17 protein-coding genes are annotated in these 20,013 nt (G+C 67.4%); 5 read left to right on the top strand and 12 right to left on the bottom strand.

The window, feature by feature from the left end:
• Positions 1-87: 87 nt before the first annotated feature.
• A complete protein-coding gene (locus QZ546_RS14020; RefSeq protein ID WP_294238738.1) occupies positions 88-567 on the bottom strand; it encodes a GNAT family N-acetyltransferase in 480 nt (159 codons plus the stop codon).
• Complete coding sequence (locus QZ546_RS14015) at positions 564-1,457, bottom strand: DMT family transporter (protein WP_294238735.1); 894 nt, start codon at positions 1,455-1,457, stop codon at positions 564-566. The genes QZ546_RS14020 and QZ546_RS14015 overlap by 4 nt, the downstream gene beginning before the upstream one ends.
• A 198-nt stretch (positions 1,458-1,655) precedes the next feature.
• On the opposite strand from QZ546_RS14015, the gene QZ546_RS14010 reads away from it, so the two are divergent.
• Positions 1,656-2,426, top strand: a complete 771-nt coding sequence (locus QZ546_RS14010) for a transporter (RefSeq protein ID WP_294238731.1) — start codon at positions 1,656-1,658, stop codon at positions 2,424-2,426.
• Positions 2,427-2,733: 307 nt separating this feature from the next.
• On the opposite strand, the gene QZ546_RS14005 is transcribed toward QZ546_RS14010, so the two are convergent.
• The 6 genes from QZ546_RS14005 to QZ546_RS13980 all read right to left on the bottom strand — a co-directional run bounded on the left by QZ546_RS14005 (position 2,734) and on the right by QZ546_RS13980 (position 6,275).
• Positions 2,734-2,880 (bottom strand): entericidin A/B family lipoprotein, encoded by a 147-nt coding sequence (locus QZ546_RS14005; RefSeq protein ID WP_294238727.1) that lies wholly within the window; start codon positions 2,878-2,880, stop codon positions 2,734-2,736.
• A gap of 64 nt (positions 2,881-2,944) precedes the next feature.
• Positions 2,945-3,826: a hypothetical protein gene (locus QZ546_RS14000; protein ID WP_294238724.1), complete on the bottom strand. Its 882-nt coding sequence runs from the start codon at positions 3,824-3,826 to the stop codon at positions 2,945-2,947.
• Between the two features lie 2 nt (positions 3,827-3,828).
• Entirely contained in the window at positions 3,829-4,011 is a 183-nt protein-coding gene (locus tag QZ546_RS13995; RefSeq protein ID WP_294238722.1) for a hypothetical protein, read from the bottom strand.
• Positions 4,008-5,516, bottom strand: a complete 1,509-nt coding sequence (locus QZ546_RS13990; protein ID WP_294238719.1) for a PAS domain S-box protein — start codon at positions 5,514-5,516, stop codon at positions 4,008-4,010. Before QZ546_RS13990 ends, QZ546_RS13995 begins: the two co-directional genes overlap by 4 nt.
• A 10-nt stretch (positions 5,517-5,526) precedes the next feature.
• Positions 5,527-5,904, bottom strand: a complete 378-nt coding sequence (locus tag QZ546_RS13985) for a CsbD family protein (RefSeq protein ID WP_294238716.1) — start codon at positions 5,902-5,904, stop codon at positions 5,527-5,529.
• A gap of 38 nt (positions 5,905-5,942) precedes the next feature.
• Complete coding sequence (locus tag QZ546_RS13980; RefSeq protein WP_294238714.1) at positions 5,943-6,275, bottom strand: hypothetical protein; 333 nt, start codon at positions 6,273-6,275, stop codon at positions 5,943-5,945.
• A 260-nt stretch (positions 6,276-6,535) separates the two neighbouring features.
• Here QZ546_RS13980 and QZ546_RS13975 point away from each other — a divergent pair, with 260 nt between their 5' ends.
• Positions 6,536-7,738, top strand: a complete 1,203-nt coding sequence (locus QZ546_RS13975) for a heparan-alpha-glucosaminide N-acetyltransferase domain-containing protein (RefSeq protein ID WP_294238711.1) — start codon at positions 6,536-6,538, stop codon at positions 7,736-7,738.
• Positions 7,739-7,754: 16 nt separating this feature from the next.
• Here the strand turns inward: QZ546_RS13975 and QZ546_RS13970 are convergent, their stop codons facing one another.
• Both QZ546_RS13970 and QZ546_RS13965 read right to left on the bottom strand, forming a co-directional pair.
• On the bottom strand, positions 7,755-8,450 hold the full coding sequence (locus QZ546_RS13970; protein ID WP_294238709.1) for an aspartate/glutamate racemase family protein: 696 nt from the start codon (positions 8,448-8,450) through the stop codon (positions 7,755-7,757).
• A 65-nt stretch (positions 8,451-8,515) separates the two neighbouring features.
• The gene (locus tag QZ546_RS13965) at positions 8,516-10,858 is read right to left on the bottom strand and encodes an EAL domain-containing protein (RefSeq protein WP_294238706.1); all 2,343 of its coding nucleotides are present in this window, start codon (positions 10,856-10,858) and stop codon (positions 8,516-8,518) included.
• A 370-nt stretch (positions 10,859-11,228) separates the two neighbouring features.
• Here QZ546_RS13965 and QZ546_RS13960 point away from each other — a divergent pair, with 370 nt between their 5' ends.
• From QZ546_RS13960 to QZ546_RS13950, 3 genes are all read left to right on the top strand, one after another.
• On the top strand, positions 11,229-13,361 hold the full coding sequence (locus QZ546_RS13960) for a TonB-dependent receptor (protein ID WP_294238704.1): 2,133 nt from the start codon (positions 11,229-11,231) through the stop codon (positions 13,359-13,361).
• Positions 13,361-14,419, top strand: a complete 1,059-nt coding sequence (locus QZ546_RS13955; RefSeq protein WP_294238701.1) for a PepSY domain-containing protein — start codon at positions 13,361-13,363, stop codon at positions 14,417-14,419. The genes QZ546_RS13960 and QZ546_RS13955 overlap by 1 nt, the downstream gene beginning before the upstream one ends.
• 229 nt (positions 14,420-14,648) lie before the next feature.
• Positions 14,649-17,558 carry a TonB-dependent receptor gene (locus QZ546_RS13950; protein ID WP_294238698.1) on the top strand — a complete coding sequence of 970 codons (2,910 nt, stop codon included), beginning with the start codon at positions 14,649-14,651 and terminating at the stop codon, positions 17,556-17,558.
• Positions 17,559-17,621: 63 nt separating this feature from the next.
• Here QZ546_RS13950 and QZ546_RS13945 read toward each other — a convergent pair whose 3' ends face one another.
• Positions 17,622-18,887, bottom strand: coding sequence for a TonB-dependent receptor (locus tag QZ546_RS13945; protein WP_294238695.1), 1,266 nt, complete (start codon positions 18,885-18,887; stop codon positions 17,622-17,624).
• Positions 18,884-19,864 (bottom strand): TonB-dependent receptor plug domain-containing protein, encoded by a 981-nt coding sequence (locus QZ546_RS13940; protein WP_294238692.1) that lies wholly within the window; start codon positions 19,862-19,864, stop codon positions 18,884-18,886. The genes QZ546_RS13945 and QZ546_RS13940 overlap by 4 nt, the downstream gene beginning before the upstream one ends.
• Between the last annotated feature and the right edge of the window lie 149 nt (positions 19,865-20,013).

Genomic DNA, 20,013 nt, shown 5'->3' with positions numbered 1-20,013 from the left:
GCGCAATGCGGATTCATCCGCCGAGGGAAAATGAATGCGGCACACCCGGAAGCCAGACACCTCCGCGCCTCCGTGCGAACCTCAAACCTACCGCCCCGCCAGCCGCTCCAACGCCGCGCCGGACACCCGCTGGACGGTCCATTCGTCCATCGCCTGCGCCCCCATCGCGCGGTAGAATTCCACCGCGGGCCTATTCCAGTCGAGCACCGACCATTCGAACCGTGCCCAGCCGCGATCGCGCGCGATGCCCGCCAGATGGATCAGCAAGGCCTTACCCACCCCGGCCCCGCGTGCGGCGGGCGTGACATACAGGTCCTCCAGATACAGGCCCTGCCGTCCCGTCCAGGTCGAGAAATTGGCGAAGAACAGCGCGAAGCCGACCGGCTCTCCATCCCGCTCGGCGATCACCGCTTCGGCCGCCGGACGGGTACCGAACAGGGCCTCGGCCAGCATCGGCACGGTGGCGACCACCGCATCGGGCTCGCGCTCGAAGGCGGCCAGTTCGCGGACGAAGCCCAATATGGTAGCGGTGTCGGCGGGCGCGGCCGCGCGGAGGGTGATGCTCATAATCCTGCCTCGCTCTGCGGCCCGGGGCCAGGCTGGCGGACCGCGACGACGCAGCCCCCGATAATCAGCGCCGCCCCGACCAGCGTGAAGGGCGACACATGCTCGCCGAACACCGCATAGCCCAGGCACGCCGCCCAGACGAAGGCGGTATATTCGACCGGCGCCAGCACTTGCGCCTCCGCCCGCGCATAGGCCCAGGCGAGGAGCAGCGCGGACAGGCTGCCCAGCGCGGCGGCGATGACGATGCTCGGCCATTGCTGCACGGCGGGCCAGCCGGATAGGAAGGGCGCGGCGGGCGTCATCAGCACCGCGATCACCAGCATGGTGAACAGCGCGACTTCGGCCGGGCCCGCCACCTGCGCCTGCCGCCGCAGCAGCACCAGGCTGACCGCGTAGAGGATCGAGGCGGCCAGGATGGCGAGCGACCCCAGCACCACCTGGGTAGAGGCCTGCGCCTGTACCTCCCCGGTCGCGATCACCAACACCCCCGCCCCCGCCACCAGCGAGCCCAGGATCGCCGCCCGCCGGATCGTCTCGCCCAGCGCGAAGGCCGCCAGGAACAGCGCGATCAGCGGCGCGAGAAAGGTCAGCGCGATGCTCTGCGCCATGGGCACGCGTGCCAGTCCCCAGAAGAACAGCAGCACCGACGCGCCGCCGGTCGCCCCGCGCGCGATATGCAGGGTCAGCGCGTGGCGTCCCGGCCAGCGCCCGCGCTGGGCGAGGAACAGTGCGCCCGTGATCGCGACCCCGACCCAGGACCGCCAGAGCACCGCGCTATAGGCGCCGCTGTCGATCGACAGCCGCTTCATCAGCGTGTCCATCACCGAATAGATCGCAATGCCGAGCGCGGCGGCGCCAAAGGCGATGACGGGGGACGGGCGCGCGGTCATGCCACGGGCGATACCGGGGCGGGGGGCGAAAGGCGAGCATTGCATTCCTCCCCGGTAAGGGGCGGTGGCGCGCGCAGCGCGACGGAGGGGTATCGCCCTTTCGATAGCGCCCTCCCCGTGCCGGGGCGGAATTTCCCGGGATTAAACCCCGTTTCGCATCCGTTGCCCCGTCGAACACGATACCGAGGGACAAAGGGTATGAAGACGCTTTTCGCCGCGACTGGCCTGACGCTGATGCTGGCGGCCCCTGCAACCGCGCAGGTCACGGCCTCGGTGGGCGCGGACTATGCCTCGGGCAAGTACGGCACGACCCAGGAGGTGCGCAGCGCCAGTTCCACCGCGTCGCTGCGCGCCAAGCACAAACGCGTGACGGTGTTCGCCGCGCTGCCCTATGTGCAGGTCGACGCACCGGGCAATGTCGTCGCGCCGGGCGGGCCGCTGGGCCTGCCCATCTTGGTCGACCCCACCCGCCCCGCCACGCGCGTGAAGCGCAGCGGGCTGGGCGATGCAGTCGTCGGCGCCTCGGTGCAGGTCGTACCGCCGCGCCGCCATCATCTGGCGCTGGCCCTGACCGGCAGCGCGAAGCTGCCCACCGCATCGGCCTCGCGCGGACTGGGCACGGGCAAGGCGGATTATTCGGTGGTGGCGGAGGCCGCGGTGCCCGGCAAGATCACGCCCTTTGCCGCGATCGGCCACACCTTTGTCGGCCAGCCCGACGGCTATCGTCTGCGCGACGTAACCAGCGCGCGCGGCGGCGTCGCGGTCGGCATCGGCAAGGCGAGCGAGGTCAGCGTGTCGTATAATTACGCCTCGCGGGTCAGCGACCAGGTGGCCGACCGGCAGGAGATCGGCGCCGGGCTGGACACCGCCCTGTCGCAGCGCCTGTCGCTGGGCCTGCAGGGCAGCGCCGGGGTCAGCAAGGGCGCGCCCGATGTCGGTGCAGGGTTGCGGCTGGGGGTGCGGCTCTAGGCCGGATCGGCATTCAATTCGGTCATTCATCCCTCTCCCCTGGACAGGGGAGAGGGTTAGCGGAGCTTGCCAGCTTTGCTGGCTAGCGCAGCTTGGGTGAGGGGTTGAGCGAGCCCGAAGGGCTCGCGCGCTCGCCCCCAGCGAGCGCCCACCCCTCACCCAGCTCCGACTAAGCCTTTGCTTTCGCAAAGCCTAAGTCTGCGCAACCCTCTCCCCTCTGCGAGGGGCGAGGGAAGAATAGGCCACCCTGAACGTCGATCGGGCCAAATAAAGACGAGGCAGGAACCCCTGGTCCCTGCCCCGATCCTCACCTCTTCGGCTTTTCCTGGCCCGACGCATCGGAAATGGCCGAGCCTGCCGAGCGAAGGTCGCGGCCCGCGCCGACGACGGTGTTGCAGGCCGTCAGCGTCAGCACGGCCAACAAGGTGGCACCCAGCGCGATCTTCCTGGTCATGACGATCTCCTCTTTTCGGAAAAAGGGGTGCAGCGGGCCCGATACGCCGGCCCGCCGCGGCTACTCAGCGCAGGCGGCGGCGCGTGGCCGACGTTGCGCCAAAGGCGGCGGCACCGGCGCCGACCAGCAGCGCGAGCACCAGGATGAAGGAGGTCTTGGACGCCGCGCCGGCAGCCGCATCCGCGGCCGTCTTGGCGGTCTGGACCGCGTCGGTCTTGGCCTTCACGAAGTCGGCCTTGGCCTGATTGACCTGGGCCTGAGCCTGGTCGCGGCTGATCTTGCGCTGTGCGGCGACGATATCGACTACCCGCGCCTCGGCCCGTGCGCCGTCCACGCCGCCGCGCGCCATGGCAGGCAGCTGCTTGGCGATTTCCTTCTGCGCCTGCTCGGGCGTCATCTGCGCCGGGTCGGCGGGGGTTTCGGTCAGATATTTCGCCGCTTCGGCCTGCACGTCATTCTGGTCGACACCCGCGACCTGCGCCACCTTCGGCGCAGCAGCACCCACGGTCGAACCGGCGGCGCTGGCGACCGCACCGACGGTGCGGAACGCGCCGCCGATGATCCCGCCGACCGCCGAGGTCAGCAAATACAGCGTCAGGATCAGGGTGACGCCCCACACGACCAGGCCGTGGACCAGCGCATCGAACTTTTCGGTCACGCCCGAGACGCGCGCCGCGGCACAGCCGCCGGCACCCAGCGACACGATCGTGGTGATCAGCCAGTAGAGCCCGGCCCCGATGCCGAAGCCGGTCGCCCCCGGCGTCGATCCCTGAACCGGATCGACCATCGACAGGCCGATGCCCGTGCCCAATATGCCCATCACCAGCTGGACCGCGACCGCGATCACCACACCGGCGAAGATCGCGCCCCAGGATATGCGACGGGCGGTGCGCAGGATCGCGCCCTCCTCTGCCGGTACGAAGCCGGGGGTTGCGTGCGTTGCCATATTCACTCCTGTTCTTTCGGTTCTTGGGCGGCATCGGTCGACGTCTTGCGACCGGCGGCCTCCTGTTGTTTCCGCCCCTGACGGATCTCGGCATCATCGCCGATGAGCTTGCCGATCGTCTCGCGCGCCGCCCCCTGGGCGTGGCGAACGCGGTCGATCGGAGTTCCGGAATTCTTCCTGGTCATGCGGCGACCTCCCGGCGGCCGACCACGCCCTCGCCGTCGAAACCGCGGGCATGGGCCCAGGCGGCCGCGGCGGTGCGACGGCTCACGCCGATCTTGGCATAGATGCGCGCGACATGGTTGCGCACGGTATTGCCCGACACGCCCAGCGTCCGCGCGATGCTCTTGTCGTCCAGCCCGCGGCAGATCAGGCCCAGCACCTCGCGCTCGCGCGCGGTCAGGTCGTCGAGACCCGCACCGCCCAGATCCTCCTGCGGGGCGCGCAGCCGGGCGAGTTTGTCCATGATCGAGCGGCTGAACCAGCTGGTGTCCTTCATCACCGCGTCGATCGCCTCGACCAGCTCCAGCTCGGTCGCCTTGCGCTGGGTGATGTCCTGGAACGCCCAGAGGACGCAGCTATCGTCGCCCAGCGTGATCAGCTCGGTCGACACCTGACAGTCGCTGCACCCGCCGTCCTTGGCGACGATCCGCGCCTCGACCCCGCGCAGGTCGCGGCCGTCATTGATCGCCGCCTCGATCTCGGCCCGGGCCGTGTCATTGGCCCACAGGCCGACATCGGCCAGCGACCGCCCGACGATCTCCGCCGGGCCATAGCCGGTCAGCGCGGTGAAGCTGGCATTGGCCTCGCACAGCACATGCCCGTCGCGCGCGCCGATCGCCATCGGCACCGGCGCCATCTGGAAGGTGCGGGTGAACCGCTCCTCGCTGTGGCGCAGGGCGGACTCGGCCTTTCGGCGCGGTTCCAGATCGGCGAAGGTGAACAACATGCAGGGCTGGTCGCCCATGTCGATCGGCTGGCCGGCGACGATGACCAGCTTGGTGCCGCCGCCGGGCAGCGTCAGCTCGGCCTCCATCTGCGGGATGGTCCGCCCCTCGGCCAGCCTTTCCTTGGCCAGTTCCTGGCGCTCGGCCCCGCGCAGCACGTTGATGTCATAGACGGTCCGGCACAGCACCTGGTCGCGTGGATAGCCGGTCATCTCGACGAAACCCTGGTTGACCTTGACGAAGCGCAGGTCGGCCAGGCGGCAGATGACGGCGGGCGCGGGATTGGCGTTGAACGACTGTTCGAACCGGTCCTCCGCCTCATAGCGGGTGGTGACGTCCTGGATGACGAGCACGACGCACGTCGGCGCGCCATCATCGCGGTCATTGAGCACCAGGCTGCGCACCTGATGGACCCAGCGCGGCGCCGTCTCGCCCGCCACCATCACCTCGACCACGACCTCGGAGAAGGACTCGCCCGCCGCCACCCGCTCGACGGGATAGTCGTCGGCCTCCAGCCGATGGTTGTTGCGATAGCGCAGGCGGAACCGGTCGCGATACTCGTCCACCGACCGGCCGAGCTGCTCCAGACGCTCGACGCCGTGCATCCGGAGCGCAGCCTCGTTCGCCCAGAGCAGGCTCTGGTCGGGATCGATCAGGATCACGCCCTCGTCCAGCCCCGCGACGATCTGTCGCAGGTGCCGGAAGTCGAGCGTATCCCGCAAGGTGGCGAGCGAGGGGGCCAAGGCGTTGGACTCAGTCCCGGCGCCCGTGGAGCAGCGCGGCGAGCGCATAGCCGCCCAGCGCCGCGACGACTGCCCAGACAACGCCGTTATTGCCGTTATTGGCGCGCACCGCCTTCAGCGCCTTGTCCGAGCCGCGACGGGCGGCAGCGACCGAGCGATCGGTGGCGTCGCCGATGCGTTCGCGTGCCTCCTCGATCAGGCTGGGGGTCGCGTCCGCCACCTCCCCAGCAACCGACTGGGCGCGGCCGAACAGATGCTCGGCGCTGCCCGCGACCTGGTCGGTGACGCCCGCCACCTTCCAGTCGCGGCTGTCGACCAGATCCCCGACGGCCTTCTCCACCTTGCCCCCCAGATGGCGCGCATTGCCATGCAGTTCATGCTTGTTCATCGTTCGTCTCCGTATGAAGAAGGAAGAGATTGCGGGGATCAGGGCGCAATGCCGCATCCCGCGGCGGCCTTGCCGACTTCCAGCGCGACCTTCGGATCCTTGATCTCGCCAGCAACCCGGATCAGGTCGCCGACGCTCAGTTGCGCGGGGTTCGGATCGTCACCGCGATAGGCCGCTGCGGCGTTGCCCAGCTGCTGCAACTGGCCGAGCGACAGGTTGCGCTCCAGCCGCTGGCCGACACAGGTCGAACGCTGGCTGTCCAGGCCATAACGCTCCAGCCCGGTGGCGATCCGCGTCGACGGCGGCGTGCAGGCCATCACCACAAGGGTGAGGCCGATGCTTGCGCCAGTCTTTGCGGCGGACTTGGCCACCCGGTGTCTCCCGTGCGACCGGCGGCGAAGATGCAACCGATCAGGCCGCATAAACCTATGATAGGTTAAGCCGTTCCTGGTATTTTTGCAGGTAGCCCTGGGTAGTCTTGTACCAAAATCGCCTCAATGCGCCCCGAGATGGAGTCATCGGGACCGATCACCGGCGGCGCGGGGTAGAAATGCACCATGTCCTTCCGGCGTTGAACGTGATGTTATTCCATGTCATTGGCGGATGCGATCATCTTGCTGGAGTCCCGCTTATGGCGAGCATCTCGACGGTGCCAGGCCGCCCCGCCACCCTCGCCCAAACGCCGTCCACCGTCCTCGCCCGGGCGACGTCGCGGGTGACGAGCATCGATGCGCTACGCGGCTTCGTCATGCTGCTGATGCTGCTCGACCATGTGCGCGAGACGTTCCTGCTATGGGTTCCCGTCGGCGATCCCGTCGACGCGCTGACCACCGGGCCCGTCTATTTCTTCACCCGGCTGACGAGCACCGTGTGCGCGCCGGTCTTCGTCGCGCTGACCGGGCTCAGCGCCTATCTCTACGCCCAGAAGCACAGCCGGGCGGAAACCAGCGCCTTCCTGCTGAAACGGGGCGCGTTCCTGGTGCTGCTCGAACTCACGCTGGTCAATTTCGTGTGGCGGGCACAGTTTCCGCCGACGATCCTGTATCTGCAGGTCATCTGGGCGATCGGGCTCAGCATGATCGTGCTGGCGGCGCTGATCCGGCTGCCCCATGCCATGGTCGCGGCGATCGGGCTGATCGTCGTGGCGGGCCATAACCTGCTCGATCCGATCGCCGTGTCGGCCGGCCATCCCCTCCATCTGCCATGGGCGCTGCTGCACGATCGCGACATCGTCCATTTCGGCGGCTTCCCCGTGCGGTTCAGCTATCCGGTGCTGCCCTGGTTCGGCGTCATCTGCCTGGGCTGGGCGGCCGGTCCCTGGTTCGTGTCGGGCGACGCCGCGATGCGCCGTCGGCGGCTGGTGCGGGCGGGATCGGCGATGCTGATCGCGTTCGTCATGCTGCGCGTGCTCAACATCTATGGCGACGCGCCATGGTTCGTGGTGCCGGGATCGCCCCTCCGTTCGGCCATGAGCTTCCTGGCACTGACCAAATATCCGCCGTCGCTGCTGTTCCTGTTGTCGACACTGGGAGTCGGGCTGCTGCTGCTGGCGTGGTTCGAGGGGATCGCCGGCGCGCGGCCGGTCGGTTGGCTGGCGGTGCTGGGCGGGGCGCCGATGTTCTTCTACCTGTTCCACCTCTATGTGCTGCGCGGGTTCTATCTGCTGTGCCTCGGCCTGTGGGGCGCCAATCACGGATCGGTCTTCGGCCTGCCCTCCATCCCCGCCGTCTGGCTTTTGTGGATCGCGCTGATCGTCCCGCTCTATCTGCCCACGCGCTGGTTCGCCGAACTGAAGGCGCGCCGCCGGGATATCGGCTGGCTCAAATATTTCTGATCCCTCGAGCGGTCTATCACCCGCTCAGCGCCCATTCCATCGCCGCGGCGGCGTGGAGCGCGGTCGTGTCGAAGATCGGCACCGGACTGTCCTCGGGTCGGACCAGCAGCATGATCTCGGTACAGCCCAGGATCACCGCTTGCGCGCCATCCTCGACCAGGCGGGCGATGATCGCCCGGTACGCATCGCGCGAGGCGGGCAGGACCTTTCCCGCGACCAGTTCCTCATAGATGATGCGATGGACGGTGGCCCGATCCTCTTGCCCGGGGACGATGACGTCCAGCCCGTGGCGGTCGGCCAGCCGCCCCTTGTAGAAGCCATGCTCCATCGTGAAGGCGGTGCCGAGCAACCCGACCCTGCCGAAACCGGCGGCCTTGATCCGCTCCGCCGTGGGATCGGCGATATGGAGCAAAGGCACGCCCACGGCCGCCTGAACGTCATCGGCCATGCGGTGCATGGTGTTGGTGCAGATCAGCAGCACCTCCGCCCCGCCCGCCTCCAGCCGCCGTGCCGCATCGACCATCCGCGCCGTCAGCCCCGCCCAGTCGCCCCGGTGCTGCAACGCCTCGATCTCGGCGAAGTCGAACGACCATAAGAGGCAGGGGGCCGATGCGGTCGGCCCCACCCGGTCCCGCACCCGCTGGTTGATGATGCGGTAATATTCGGCCGAACTTTCCCAGCTCATTCCGCCGATCAGGCCGATCATCTTCATGCTGCAGGTCGCTCCCGGCTTTTATCCTGCCATCAGATCATGGTGCGCGCGGGTTGGGAACCCCGTCAGGCGGCACACCGGGCGCCGCCGGGATCCACGACCCTCCCATCCACGTCGATCAGCCCGGGGCGGCCGAGCAGATACCCCTGCGCCTCGTTGCAGCCCTCGGCCCGGAGAAAGTCGAGCTGCGCGGTGGTCTCGACCCCCTCGGCCAGGATCGGGATCGACAGGCTTTCGCCCAGCGCCAGCACCGCCCGGATGATCGCGGCCGATTGCGGCGCAATGTCCAGTTCGGTCATGAACGAGCGGTCGAGCTTGATCTTGTCGAAGGGGAAGGAGCGCAGCGTCGACAGCGACGAATAGCCGGTGCCGAAATCATCCATCGCGATCGACACGCCGAGCGCCTTCAACTGGCGCAGCACATGCGTCGTACGCTCGGGGTCCGAAATCATCGCGGACTCGGTGATCTCCAGTTCCAGCCGAGTGGGCGCGATGCCGGTCTCGACCAGGATCTGATGGACCAGCCGGGGCAGATCGACATGGCCGAGCTGGACCGGCGACAGGTTCACCGCGATCTTCCACGGCTCCGGCCAGGCCGCCGCTTCCTGGCAGGCCCGTCGAAGCACCCATTCGCCGATCGGCAGGATCAGGCCGGTCTGCTCGGCGATCCCGATGAACTCGAACGGCGAAACCCGGGTACCGTCGGGCTTGGTCCAGCGCAGCAGCGCCTCGTAACCGGTGATCGCGCCGGTCTCGACCGATGTCTGCACCTGCCAGTGGAGCGCGAACTGCTCCTGGTCCAGCGCGTCGCGCAATTCGGTCGCGATCCGACGGCGGGCGCGGACCGCCTGGTCCATATCCTCCTCATAGAAGCAGAAGTCGGTCGCGATGCTCGATTTGGCCCGGTACATGGCCAGGTCGGCATTGTTGATCAGCGCCGATATCTCCCCGGCATCCTGCGGCCAGAGCGCGACGCCGACACTCATGCCGCAACTCAGCGACGAGTGATCGTAATCGACCGGCTGGGTGATCGCGCCGCGCAGGCGGTCGATCAGGTCGATCGCCTCTTCATGCTCGACGATGGGGATCAACGCCACGAACTCGTCCCCGCCCAGACGGGCGATGAACTCGCCGGGGCGCAGCAACTGCTTCATGCGCGTTCCGATGATCGTCAGCAGATGATCGCCGGCGGCATGGCCGTGCGTGTCGTTGACGTCCTTGAAGCGATCGAGGTCGATCGACAGCAGCGCCAGGCGCTGGCCGGGCCCGTCGGGCGCGGTCTGGCGATGGGACCATTCCAGGAAGGATGCGCGGTTGGGCAGTCCGGTCAGGCTGTCGTTGCGCGCGAGATGCGCGATGCGACGCTCCTGGGCCAGCCGCTGGCGCACGTCGCGAAGCGCATAGATCATATAGGCGGTGTCGTGCTCGCGGTCGACCTGCAAGGCGATCTCGACCGGTATGGCGGTGCCGTCGGGGGCCTGGAGCGTGCGCTGGGCCAGGGCACCCGGCTCGATCGCGGCGATGTCCCGCACCCAGCGGCCGAGCGACTGGCCCACGACATCGTCGTCGATGCCCAGAAGCTCGCCAAAGGCGCCGTTCGCGGCGACGATCGCACCGTCCTTCGCAACGATCATGGCGTCGACGCTGCCCTCCATCACCCGTGCCAGGCGGCGCTGCGACGTGACGCGCGCGGAGATGTCCAGGACATAGGTGGAAAAGCCCGTGCCGAGCACCAGCATGCCGACCCCCGCGACCGCCCATGCCATGATCATCGTCGCGCTATGGCTGTCCGGCTGCCCCAGTTCCGGCGACAGGGGCACGATCGCCAGCGCGGCCATGCCGGTGAAGTGAAGCAGGACGATGCTCGTCACCATCAGCGTGGTCGCGGACCACACATCGCCCTGCTCGCCGCTCGACAAGGCGCGAACAAAGGCCATCGCGCCAAAGATCATGGCGAACAGGACCGATGCCGCGACATAGGCGGTCGACCATTGGATCAACCCCTTGGCCGCAAAGGCCATCATGCCGGTATAGTGCATGGCGGTGACCGCCAGGCCGAAGAGCGCGCCCCCCAGCGCCGGCGCGGACGCCCGGGGCCGGACCGCCAGGGCCAGCGCGACCGAACTGCCCATAATGGCGATAAGCAGGGACAGACCGGTGATGAGCGGGTCATAGGCGACCGCCATCCCCGGCTGATACGCGATCATCGCGATGAAATGCGTGCACCAGATGGTCGCGCCGGTCGATACGCCACCCATGAACACCCAGGCCAGATGGGTTCCGGGATCGGCCGACTGCATCCGCTGGATAAGCCGTATCGTGACGACCGAGCCGATCAGACAGAATGCCGCAGCCAACAGCACCAGACGCAGATCATGGTCATGCGTCAGACAGGTCAAAAAACGCATCTCTCCTCCAAGACGCGGCATTTATAAACATACGTTAAACACGCCGCTAACGCAGTTGGTAAAAGCCTTTGGTTAAGATCCCCGGCCATGATCAACCCGGTCGCATCGCCGACGACGAAAAGGCTCGCTTTCCCGTCATGAAGGCGGCGCGTATCGAGGAATCTGAATCGAAGCACGGGCCTGCCAGATCGGGTCTTTTTGCGGCCTTGCCTTAACTTTTCGCCACTGCCCGAAATGGGCAGCTAGGCGATTCGCGCCCGTTCGGTTCATACCGATCCACGACAGGATTCGCAGCATCCCGCAAACGCTAATGCGAGCCTGTTGCAAAAACAGCGTCTACCTTCTATGCGCCCCGCCGAAGGGGAAGACCATGAAGATCGCAATCGGTATGATCGCCGCCGCCACCCTGTGGACGGGCAGCGCCAGCGCGCAGGACAGCCAGACCCGCGACGAGGCCGGGGACGCCAAGCGGGAAGACGTCGTCGTGACGGCCGCGCGGACGATCCTTCCCGCCAGCGCGCTGCCCCTGACGGTCGATGTGATCGACCGCGAGACCCTGTCGCGTCAGGTCGCCGTGTCCGGATCGGTGGTCGATGCGGTGTCCGCGCTCCTGCCCGCCTTTTCGCCCACGCGGGAGAAGATCACCGGCTTTGGCGAGACGCTTCGCGGCCGCTCGCCGCTTTATGCGATCAACGGCATTCCGCAGACGACGCCGATCCGCGACGGCGCGCGCGACGGCTATACGATCGACCCCTTCTTCATCGACCGGGTCGAGGTGATCTATGGCTCCAACGCCCTGCAGGGCATCGGTGCGACCGGCGGCGTGGTCAACCAGGTCACGGTCCAGGCGCCCAAGGAAAATGGCTGGAGCGGACGCACCCTGATTCAGGGCAATAGCGGCAATGATTTCTCCGGCGCGTCGCTCGGCGGCAAGGTCGCCGGGCTGGTCAGCCTTCGCAGCGGTCGGTTCGATGCCACCGGCGGCGTCGCCTTCGAGCGGCGCGGGGTCTTTCTCGACGGGCGGGACCGCCGCATCGGCCTGGACGGCAACCAGAGCGAGATCCAGGATACCGACAGCCTGTCCTTTTTCGGCCGGGTCGGAGTCGATCTGTCCGACACCGCCCGGTTCGAGGTGATCGCCAACCGCTTCCGGCTGGAGGGCAATAATCATTATGTCCCGGTGGACGGCAACCGGACGCTCGGCATTCCCGCGACCAGCCGTCCGGGCACGTCACCGGGGCAGCCGTCGACCGGCCTTGCCCAGATGGTCTCGGCCTCGCTGACCGATGGCGATCTGGCCGGGGGCGCCTTCACGCTGCAGGGTTTCTATAATCGCACCAGCGACACCTTTGGCGGCGGGATCATCGCGACCTTCCAGGACGCCCGGATCGCACCTGTCGGCACGCTGTTCGACCAGTCGCGCAACGTGTCCCGGAAACTGGGCGGCAAGATCAGCTATGAGCGCGCCGTGCCGGGCCTGGAGGCGCTGACGCTGACCGCCGGGTTCGACGCGCTGTTCGACCGCACGCGGCAGGAACTGGTGCAGACCGGGCGAGCCTGGGTTCCGCAGACCGATTTCCGCAGCCTGGCGCCGTTCGGGCAGGCCAATCTGAAGCTGTTCGACGGCCTGGTCCGGCTGGCCGGCGGTGTCCGGTACGAGAATGTACAGCTCGACATCCCCGACTATACCACGCTGGCCACCTCGGGCTCGCGCGCGGTGATCGGCGGCAAGCCTTCCTTCCGTCGGGCGCTGTGGAATGGCGGTGTCGTGTTCGAGCCGGTCAAGGGCATCCGCGCCTATGGCAGCTATGCCGAGGGCTATACGATTGCGGATATCGGGCGCGTCCTGCGCGGCATCAGCCAGCCCAACATCCGGATCGCCAATTTCCTCGATCTGACCCCGGTCATCTCGAACAATCGCGAGATCGGAGTGGAAGTGAACCGGGGCCCGCTGGAAGCCAGCGCCACCTATTACTGGTCGTCCAGCGATCTGGGCCAGCTTCTGGTGCGCAACAGCGACGGCTTTTTCAACGTCTCGCGCCAGCCGATCGACATTAGCGGCCTCGAGCTGAACCTAGCCGTCCGTACCCCGCTGCCGGGCCTGAAGGTCGGCACCGGCTTCAGCCATGTCACCGGCCGCACGGACACCAACGGGGACGGGATCATGGACGCCGACCTGGACGGGGCCAATATCTCGCCCGACCGGCTCAACCTCAATCTCGACTATAATCGCGGACGCTTCAGCGCGCGCGTGCAGGGCCGCTATTATCTGTCGCGCCGCTTCCAGGGACAGCCGATCGCCAATGATTTCGTCGGCTACCGGCTGTTCGACGCCTATATCGCCTATGACGTGTCGGGAGGCCGCGTAATGCTGAGCGTGCAGAATCTCGGTAATACCGATTATGTGACCTATTACAGCGATACCCAGGGGCCGACCGACAATGCCCGCTTCTATACCGGCCGGGGCCGCAACTTTACGCTGAGCTGGCAAGCCGGGTTCTGATGCGGCTGCTGTCGCTGCTGCATCGCTGGGTCGGCGCGATCGGCGGCCTGCTGCTCGCGCTGATCGGGGTGAGCGGCGCGCTGCTGGTCTGGCGGAACCAGCTCACCTTCGTGCCCCATGCGGGCGATCCCGTCCGCGCCGACCCGGCGATCCTCGCGCGGATCGCCGATCGGCTGGCGGACGGCCCGCAACCGGTCGATCGCATCACCTTTGCCGGCGACGGCCTGGGCGTGCATCAGCTCGTCTTCGCCGATGGCAGCGGCGCCTATATCAGCCAGGCGGGCGAGACCGTCGCGCGCTGGTCCACATCCTGGCAGCGGCCGGAACTCTGGCTGTTCGACCTTCATCACCATCTGCTGCTTGGCGATATGGGCGAGGCGATCACCGGTGTGGCGGGGCTGGTCGGCCTGGTCTTCGTGGCGACCGGCATCATCCTGTGGTGGCGAACCCGTACCCGCTTCCGGCTGCGGCTCTGGCCCGCCTCGATGAAGCCGGGCGCGATCGTGCATCACCATCGCGACCTGGGGGTGGGGGCCGCGCCCTTGCTGCTCGTGTCGCTGCTGACCGGGGTACTGATGGTCTTTCCGGCGCTGGGCGGATCATGGCTTGCCGAGACGGCGCCCCGCCCGCCCAAGCTCGCGGCCATTCGGGCCGAAGGGCCTCCCCGGGATGTGACGCCGCTCTTCCGCTATGCCGCCACCCGGTTTCCCGGCGCCGAAATTCGCCGCCTGCAATGGCCGCGCAAGGCCGGTCAGCCGATCACCTTGCGCCTTCGCCAGCCCTTTGAATGGACGCCGAACGGGCGGACCTTCCTCTATGTTGATCCGGCAACGCTGCGCGTGGTCGGCGTGGCCGACCCGGCGACGCGCGGCACCGCCGCCTCGATTCGCGAGAAACTGTACCCGGTTCATGCGGCGAAGACCGGCGGCTTGGTCTGGAAACTCGCGATAAGCCTGTCGGGCATTGCCATGGCCCTGCTCGGCAGCCTGTCGGTCTACGCCTTTTGGCGGACCCGGTCGAATATCCGCCGGGCCCGACGCCGGAAAGGCCGGCACTGAGACCAGCGGCCCGAATGCTCGGTCGCCTCTCCATGCGGCATATTGACAATTACTCGTCGCTGATACCGTATACCGAATAGGGCCGGTATGGGCGTTGGTGCGGCGCGTCAGGCGAAGGGGACAGCGCCGCGCCACCCGTCCCCGGTGGAAGTTCGGGACGACCCGATAGAGGTCGCCCAGGTCAGCAGCAGGAACGGGAGTCCAGGCAGACAGCAAACGGGGGAAGATCATGGCATATTCACCAGGCCTTATGCGGCGATGGGCGCTGACCGGCGTGGCCGTCAGCACGCTCATGCTGGCGGTGCAGGCGCAGGCACAGCAGGCCGAGCAGACGAACGCCACCGGTACGGCCGGAACCACGGTCGGCGACGATTCGAACACGACCGGCGACACCATCGTGGTGACCGGATCCCGCATCCGCCGCAATCCGCTGGATCAGACCGCGCCGCTGACCGCGATCGACAGCGCCGATATCGCGCGCACCGGCCTTTCCTCGATCGGCGACGTGCTCCAAAGGTTGCCGGGCGCCGCGGGCGGGCTCAATTCGCGCTTCAACCGTTCGGGCAATAACGGCAATCCGCCCGATGGCGGCGGCGTGGGCGCCGGATCGGCCGAGATCGACCTTCGCTATCTGGGCAGCCGCCGCACCCTGGTGCTGGTCGACGGCCTGCGCTTCATTAACGGCAGCGCGGCCAGCGGCATTCCCGGCGCGGTCGACCTGAACGCCATTCCCGACGGCATGATCGAGCGCGTCGACGTGCTGCGCGACGGTGCCTCCACCATCTATGGCTCGGACGCGATCGCGGGCGTCGTCAACATCATCACCAAGAAGCGCCAGAACGGCTTCCTCGCCACCGCCCAGCTCGGCGGCTATGACAAGGGCGACGGCGTTACCCAGAATTACCAGCTCAGCTGGGGCCATCGGACGCAGGACGGCCGCGTCTCGATCGTGGCGGGCGCGAACTATATCAATCAGGGTTCGGTCTTCGCGGGCGACCGCCCCTATTATGCCTTCCCCGATCCGGGTGCGACCGCCTGCACCACCAGCTGCAGCTCGGGCACGCCCAATGGCCGGTTCATCATCAACAACCCGGTCACGGGCGCGGCGATGAACCTGACGCTGAAGAGCAACCCGCTGACCCGGCCGCGCTTCGATCCCTCGGACCCGACCGGCGCGAACAGCGACTTCAAGGCGTTCACCGTCGCCGATCGCTTCAATTTCCGCCCGTACAACTATCTGCTGACGCCGCAGGAGCGGTTCGGCGCGTTCGTCAACTTCACCGGCGAGCTGGCCGACAATGTGCGGCTGAGCACCAAGATCATCTACAACCGCCGCACCTCGGACAATCAGGCCGCGCCGCTGCCGCTGTTCGTCGGACCCGATGCCGGCAACGGCAATCTGCTCGACACCATCTCGATCGACCGCACCAATCCGTTCAACCCGTTCGGCGCGACGCTCAGCGCGGGCAATAACGGCACGCCCGCCAATTACGGCTTTATCGGGCGGCGCTTCGTCGAAAATGGCCCGCGCCATTACAGCCAGCGCGTCGACACCATGTACATGTCCGGCACGCTGGACGGCCAGTTCGCGCTCGGCGAGGGCACCTGGTACTGGGACGCCAACCTGATCTATGCCGAAAACCATGCCAAGCAGGTCGCGCATGGCAATGTGAACGCCGCCAATCTCGCCCAGGCGCTCGGCCCGGTGGCGAACTGCACCGGCGCGTGCGTGCCGTTCAACATCTTCGGCGGGGCCGGGTCGATCACCCCGGCGATGATCAACTATGTCACCTTCACCCAGCGCGACCGGTCCGAACAGACCATGGCGGACGCGACGCTGAACCTGACCGGCACCCTGTTCCAGCTGCCCGCAGGACCGCTCGGCCTGGCCACCGGCTATGAGTTCCGACGCCAGACGGGCGCGTTCCAGCCCGACGCGATCGTCGCGGCGGGCCTGGGCTCGGACATTCCCGCACAGCCCAGCGCGGGCCGGTTCGACGTGAACGAGGTCTACGGCGAACTCAGCATCCCGGTGCTCAAGAACGTACCCTTCTTCCGCCTGCTCGAGGGATCGTTCGCGGCACGCTATTCGGACTATTCGACCAGCGGCAACCGTACCGTCATGAAGGGTGGGCTCAGCTGGAAACCGTTCGAGGACCTGCGCCTGCGCGGCACCTGGGCGCAAGGGTTCCGCGCACCCAGCATCGGCGAGCTGTTCGGCACGCCGTCGCGCTTCGACGGCAACGTCATCGACCCCTGTTCCGGCCTGGCCAGCCTGCCCGCCAACAGCACGGTGCGACAGAATTGCGTCGCGCTGGGCGTGCCGGTCAATTACGTCCAGAACGGGTTGCAGCTGCCGATCCTGACCGGCGGCAACCGCGCCCTGAAGCCCGAAAAGTCGGAAAGCTGGGTGCTGGGCGGCGTCTATAGCCCGAGCTGGGCGCGCGAGGCCGGGTTCGCCAGCCAGCTGAGCCTGGAGGTGGATTATTATACGATCAAGGTGGACGACGCGATCGCCTCGGTCGGGGCGGACGTGCTGCTGGCCAATTGCATCAACCAGCGCGATGCGGTCAGCTGCGGCGCGATCACCCGCTCGGCGACGGGCAGCGGCCAGATCACCCAGATTCGCGGCCTGCTCCAGAACATCGCCTCGCTGAAGAGCGAAGGGCTGGACATCACCCTCCTCTATCGCAGCCCGCGCGTGGGGGCGGGAACGTTCGGCCTGAACTGGGCGAGCAACGTCCTGTTCGAATATTCGACGACGCTGCCGACCGCGACGGGCAGCAGCACGCTGGCGCGCCAGGGCACCGAACGCGGCGACCAGGCCTATCCGCGCTTCAAGAGCACCGCGACGATCGACTGGTCGAGCGAGACGTTCCTCGCCTCGCTGACCGGCCGCTATATCGGCAAGGTCGTCGAGCCCGCCTATGACAATCGCGAGATGAAGCCGATCCTATATCTGGATGCGCAGGTCGGCTGGACGCTGCCCTGGTTGTCGCAGCGGCTGACCCTGACCATGGGCGTCAACAATATCCTAGGCCAGCGGGCGCCCGACTGCCTGAGCTGTGGCGGGTTCGACCCGACCACCTACGACCTTCCGGGCCAGTTCGGCTATGCCCGGCTGGGCTTCAAGTTCTGACACTGTGCGGCCGGGGGCTGTCCCCCGGCCGCATCAGCAGGCGGCGCGACGGGTGGGTCGGCGTCAGAACGCCGCGCGCAGGCCCACCGCCACCGCCCGTCCGGGCAAAGGTGCCCGTAGCCGGAGGAAGGAATTGTGCACCCGCGCCTCTGCGTCCGTCAGATTGGCGACATCGACAAACGCCTCGTAACGAGCCGCCGCGCCAAAGCGATAGGCGGCATGGGCGTCGACCAGCGTGAAGCCGTTCGAGATCGGCTCGCCCTTCGCCACATCGGCCTGCCGCAGATAGCGCACCGCGCCGATCGACGCGCGCAACGCACCATTTTCCCAACCGAGATCACCGCCGTAACGCGACATCGGCGTGCGGGGCAGGTAATCCCCGTCGAGCCGTTGCCGATAATATTGTCGGTCCAAGGCAGCCGTCGAACCGCTGTCGAACGGGCTATACCCGTCGGGCAGGGTGAAGATCGGGCGGACCTGCACGTAATCGCCGAAGCCGTGCAGCGCGAATTGCCCGAGCCGCGTCGTCGCCCGGAGCGTCGCCTCACCCTCGATACCGCGAAAATGCGTATCGCCCTGGCGCCATTCGCGTACCGGCAGGGTCCGCGACACGCCGGTATTGCCGAGATAGATATAGTCCACGAACCTGGTGCTGTAGGCGGACACCGAGGCCGACAGCCAGGATGTGTCGATCCCGCCGCCGACTTCGACCGTCTCGGCGCGCTCCTTGCGCAACCGGGCGTCGCCCTGCTCCTCGGTTAGGATCGAGAAATGGTTGCCGTTGGCGTAGAGTTCGTTGATCCCCGGCGCCCGCTCGGCATGCGACCAGCGCCCCCGCAGATAGAGCGATCGGAACAGCGACAGGCGCGCGCCGACATCCCCGCTCAGCAGATGGAATTCGGTATCGCGCACATAGGCCGCACCTTGTCCCCGACCGGCGCGCACGCTGGCTTCGTCAAGGTCGTAGCGCACCGCGTCATAGCGGATGCCCCCGCTGAGCGTCAGCGGTGCCAGCACCAGCCGTTCGGCCAGAAACGCCGACCGCTCTGCCGTGGCGACGCTGGGCAGATAAGAGGTCGTCTCGGCGGTGCGCAGGCTGCGATCGGCGATCTGCCCGCCGATCGTTCCGCTGAGGGGGCCGAGCGGACGGTGGGTGATCTCGACCCGCATCTCCTCGCCATGGCCGTCGAACCGGCTCCAGTCGCGATCGGGCAGGCGTTCGCGGTCGCGCGACCGGACATGCGCCGCGCGCAGCGTCACCGCCGCGATACCGGGTAGCGGATCGTACAGCGCGCCCTTCAGATCGAAGCGCGTCTGCCCCACGGTCACGCCGATCGGGCTGGCGCCGGTTCGCGATGCGGTGATGAGGGTGAGCCGGGCACGCCATAGCTGTTGTCGTAGCGGCTGATCGACAGGCCCAGAAAGCCGCCATCGACGATGATGCTGCCACCCGCCGTGACCGCCGTCGTGCGGAGCGCGCTGTTGGGCAGGCGTCCATCGGCATCGCCCATGGGGTCGAAGTTCGTGATGATCTGTCCCGAGAGCGGCGTCGCATCGACATAGCGCTTGATGGCGGGATCATAGGCATAGGTCGGTCGCGCCAATCGGACCTGGCACAAGGCCTGGAGCGGGACGTCCGATACAAGCGACGACCAGATCCGGCATGCGTCGGCCTTCGCCCGGCCCGGTATCGCCTGATCCCCCTGATAGCGATAGAGTCCGTCGAGGTGCCACGCGAATGCGCCGCGACCGCCATCGAGGCGCGCCATGGCCGTCACGCCGACATTGTCGCCGGTGCGGACTTCGGCCCGCCCCGTTGGCGCGCCGTCATGGCGCTGCGTGGGGATGCGACCATCGACCACATTCACCGCGCCACTGATCGCCCCACCGCCATAGGGTATCGCCGCGCTGCCCTTGAGCACTTCGATCCGGTCGGCAAGGAATGGTTCGACCGCCGCGGCATGCTCCGCGCCCAGGCCCGATGCGTCCTGCGTCGGCAGGCCGTCGATCAGGACCGCGACCCGGCCGCCGGTCTGCCCCCGGATCGTCGGACGCCCCACCGCCGGTCCGAAATAGTCATTCTGTATGCCCGGTACCCGCGCCAGCGTCTCGCCCAGCGTCGGTGCCTTGCGCCGGTCGAATTCCACACCGTCGACCGTGGCGCCCGAAGCGCTCGACAGTTGCTGGACAGTGGAGGAATGATCCCGCTGTCCTTCGACCACGATCGTCGATGGCGACGTGGCAGGCTCGGGCGGTACGGCAGTCGGTCCTGCGGCAACCGCCAGCAGGATGAGATTCGGTAGCATCGGTGTCTTGTCCCCCTGAAACGAAGGCGCCATTTGCGGTGTTATACCATATCAGTCATCCATTGCATCGTCGTAAGCGTGTTCGGCAGGCCGCCTTGCGGTGGCGCCGGTAGCGGGGATGCTTGTCGCCTTTGACGAGGGCGCGGGCG

This window comes from uncultured Sphingomonas sp., assembly GCF_913062585.1.
Classification (GTDB): Bacteria; Pseudomonadota; Alphaproteobacteria; order Sphingomonadales; family Sphingomonadaceae; genus Sphingomonas.
Note: the sequence above shows the minus strand (reverse complement) of the source record. Positions and strands in the feature narration are given on the sequence as shown.

Bases quoted from the DNA above. Each gene is read 5' to 3' on its own strand.
- QZ546_RS13995 (WP_294238722.1), bottom strand. From the start codon at position 4,011: ATGACCAGGAAGAATTCCGGAACTCCGATCGACCGCGTTCGCCACGCC.
- QZ546_RS14005 (WP_294238727.1), bottom strand. From the start codon at position 2,880: ATGACCAGGAAGATCGCGCTGGGTGCCACCTTGTTGGCCGTGCTGACG.
- QZ546_RS13970 (WP_294238709.1), bottom strand. From the start codon at position 8,450: ATGAAGATGATCGGCCTGATCGGCGGAATGAGCTGGGAAAGTTCGGCC.
- QZ546_RS13965 (WP_294238706.1), bottom strand. From the start codon at position 10,858: ATGCGTTTTTTGACCTGTCTGACGCATGACCATGATCTGCGTCTGGTG.
- QZ546_RS13975 (WP_294238711.1), top strand. From the start codon at position 6,536: ATGGCGAGCATCTCGACGGTGCCAGGCCGCCCCGCCACCCTCGCCCAA.
- QZ546_RS14010 (WP_294238731.1), top strand. From the start codon at position 1,656: ATGAAGACGCTTTTCGCCGCGACTGGCCTGACGCTGATGCTGGCGGCC.
- QZ546_RS14015 (WP_294238735.1), bottom strand. From the start codon at position 1,457: ATGACCGCGCGCCCGTCCCCCGTCATCGCCTTTGGCGCCGCCGCGCTC.
- QZ546_RS13950 (WP_294238698.1), top strand. From the start codon at position 14,649: ATGGCATATTCACCAGGCCTTATGCGGCGATGGGCGCTGACCGGCGTG.
- QZ546_RS14000 (WP_294238724.1), bottom strand. From the start codon at position 3,826: ATGGCAACGCACGCAACCCCCGGCTTCGTACCGGCAGAGGAGGGCGCG.
- QZ546_RS13960 (WP_294238704.1), top strand. From the start codon at position 11,229: ATGAAGATCGCAATCGGTATGATCGCCGCCGCCACCCTGTGGACGGGC.
- QZ546_RS13955 (WP_294238701.1), top strand. From the start codon at position 13,361: ATGCGGCTGCTGTCGCTGCTGCATCGCTGGGTCGGCGCGATCGGCGGC.
- QZ546_RS14020 (WP_294238738.1), bottom strand. From the start codon at position 567: ATGAGCATCACCCTCCGCGCGGCCGCGCCCGCCGACACCGCTACCATA.
- QZ546_RS13940 (WP_294238692.1), bottom strand. From the start codon at position 19,864: ATGCTACCGAATCTCATCCTGCTGGCGGTTGCCGCAGGACCGACTGCC.
- QZ546_RS13985 (WP_294238716.1), bottom strand. From the start codon at position 5,904: ATGAACAAGCATGAACTGCATGGCAATGCGCGCCATCTGGGGGGCAAG.